Genomic DNA, 2,780 nt, shown 5'->3' with positions numbered 1-2,780 from the left:
CTTATCGGGAGAAAATTTATTATTGGGTCTCGGTTTAGGATTAAGTTTCTTTGGCTTGATTCTAGATGGGATGGCTAATAGGATCTTTAGTATCGGATCTCTGACTTTTCCCCTAATTCTTTGTGGCCTATTAACTGTAAGTTTAGGGTATTGGGCTATACCTATACTAAGAAAGCTGAAAGCTGGACAAATAATCCGGGAGGATGGCCCCCAAGCCCACCTACAAAAAGCTGGGACTCCAACTATGGGAGGCATATTTTTTGTACCAGTGGGAGTAGCGATCGCCCTGATATTGTCGAGATTTCACCCAGATGTAATAGCTGTATCTTTACTTACTCTAGCTTATGCCTTTATTGGTTGGCTAGATGATTGGCAAATTTTGCAACGCAGGTCTAATAAAGGAATATCTCCGAAAATGAAACTGGCTTTGCAGATTGGTTTTGCTGTTATATTCTGTGGATGGCTAGCATGGAGTCAGCCTAGCACGATTACTAATATTGCTTTACCTTTTGGTCTAGAATTATCTTTGGGATTGCTATTTTGGCCTCTGGCAGGTTTTGTTTTAGTTGCTGAAAGTAACGCTACAAATCTTACTGATGGTGTTGATGGGTTAATGGGGGGTTTGGGAGCGATCGCTTTTTTAGGATTAGGAGCTTATTTAGCCCCTACTTCTTTAGAGCTAATGATTTTCTGTGCTTGCATGAGTGGTAGTTGTCTTGGTTTTGTTGCTCATAATCGTAATCCTGCTAAAGTGTTTATGGGTGATACGGGTTCTTTAGCTTTGGGTGGTGGTTTAGCAGCAGTTGCTTTACTGACTAATACTCTCTGGGTACTTTTAATTATTAGTGGAATTTTTTTGATAGAAACTCTTTCTGTAATTGCTCAAGTGAGTTATTACAAAGCAACAAAAGGTCATGATGGAGTAGGTAAACGGTTATTTAAAATGGCTCCTTTTCATCATCATTTGGAACTATCGGGTTGGTTAGAAACTCAAGTGGTAGGAACTTTTTATTTAGTTAGTTCAATTCTAGTTAGCTTCTGCTTATTACATTAGACTTCTTGCAGAAGTCCGGGAATAGGGAATAGGGAATAGGGAATAGGGAAATGAAATTGTTTATTTCAGATTTTGAATTGATTTAATAAAAAATTTTGCAAGATGTCTATTAGTCATTGAAAATTTTAACAACTTCCTTGAGCGGATAAAATGACAAAAGTTTCTGTAGTTATACCAATTTATAATGGTGAGAAAGACTTGCCAGAGTTGATAGAATGTCTGCGATCGCAAACTTATTCTGCCGACCAAGTAGAATATTTACTGGTAGATAATAATAGTAGCGATCGTAGTAGTTCGATTATTCAAGCAGCAGCAGAGTCAAAGGAAATTACGATTCGCCCACTGGCAGAAAATCAGATTCAAAGTTCTTATGCTGCTCGTAATGCTGGTATTCGGGCAGCTAATAGCGAAATACTTGCTTTTACTGATGGCGACTGTCGCCCCCAACCCCAATGGTTAGAAAATTTAATTCAGCCATTTTCTGACTCTAATGTTGGTCTTGTCGTTGGGGAAATACTTGCTTTACCGGGTGATAGTTTATTAGAAAAATATGCTGACAAACAAGAGACTCTTTCCCAAAAACATACTTTAGCTCATCCATTTTGCCCTTATGGTCAAACTGCTAACTTAGCTATTAGAAAGCAAGCATTTGTAGAAGTAGGATTATTTCGTCCTTACTTAACAACAGGTGGAGATGCTGATATTTGTTGGCGGATTTTACGAAACACATCTTATCAGTTTAAGTTTGCAGAAAAAGCGATAATTAAACATCGACATCGTTCAACTTGGAAAGATTTACAAAGTCAATGGCGCAGGTATGGAAAGTCAAATAAATATTTGCATGAACTCCATGGCATTGATTTAATGAGAGAGTTGAAGACTAAAGAATATGTGTATCGTTTGAGTAGATGGTTATTAAAAGAGTTACCCCTAACAACAGTTAAAATAATATCAGGTAAAGCAGAGGTAGTAGAGTTATTTAATACTCCTATTGGTTTGCTAAATGGTAGGGCAAGAATTATGGGTCAAAAAGAAGCAAAATTATCAGAAAAATCGCGACAAATTGATAGGTTTTAGTTAGGTTATATACATATCAAAGTATTTTGTGTTGAGAATCTAGCAATTTATAATTTTCCGAAAAATCTACTCAAATTTACCATAATAGTATATTTTTACTAGGGAAAGTGATGCTTTTTATCTTAATACCAAGTGTGAAAAAAAATTTTACAAAACTGAGTTGATATAATTTCTCTTTAAATCCCCATAAATAAAGGTTTTAGGGAAAAGCTTAACAGGGGGTAATATTATGTTCGGTTAAATAGTTATTATAATTAAAGTTCGTAGTATAGCTCTCAGCCCTATCTAAAGTTCTGGCTGAGAGCTATACTACAAGCAAAAACTTTATTATAAGTGATTATCTGAACATGATATAAAAGAAAATTGGAAGATGCTCTCTACAGAGAGAATAAAATTTTTAGGCGTTGCTGAAATCAGATATGAAACTGGTGAGTGAGTAAATATTAATAGTAAGTAAAAAAGCTGTTTTAACTATTAATAATTAACTACCAACTACTGACTACTGACTACTAAAAATAAGACAATCATAGTGAACAATTTGTATTACTATAGATATATGGTGGAAAATTTGTTAACCTCAAGAAAAATTTGGAAACTACAGCTACATAGTCTTATTTGAATGGATATTATGATAGGATTACATTAGAGA

The 2,780-nt window shown here is 35.1% G+C and carries 2 protein-coding genes; both read left to right on the top strand.

Features of this window, described 5'->3' with window-relative positions; all coding sequences use genetic code 11:
• Positions 1-1,054 (top strand): phospho-N-acetylmuramoyl-pentapeptide-transferase (mraY, locus tag F6K22_RS37865; RefSeq protein WP_293109981.1); only part of this gene is annotated, 1,054 nt, incomplete at its 5' end.
• A gap of 150 nt (positions 1,055-1,204) precedes the next feature.
• The gene (locus tag F6K22_RS37860; RefSeq protein WP_293109979.1) at positions 1,205-2,131 is read left to right on the top strand and encodes a glycosyltransferase; all 927 of its coding nucleotides are present in this window, start codon (positions 1,205-1,207) and stop codon (positions 2,129-2,131) included.
• The last annotated feature ends 649 nt before the right edge of the window (positions 2,132-2,780 follow it).

Origin of the sequence: Okeania sp. SIO2F4, from assembly GCF_010672385.1 — a bacterium.
Classification (GTDB): domain Bacteria; phylum Cyanobacteriota; class Cyanobacteriia; order Cyanobacteriales; family Microcoleaceae; genus Trichodesmium.
This window is presented reverse-complemented; position numbering and strand designations above follow the sequence as displayed.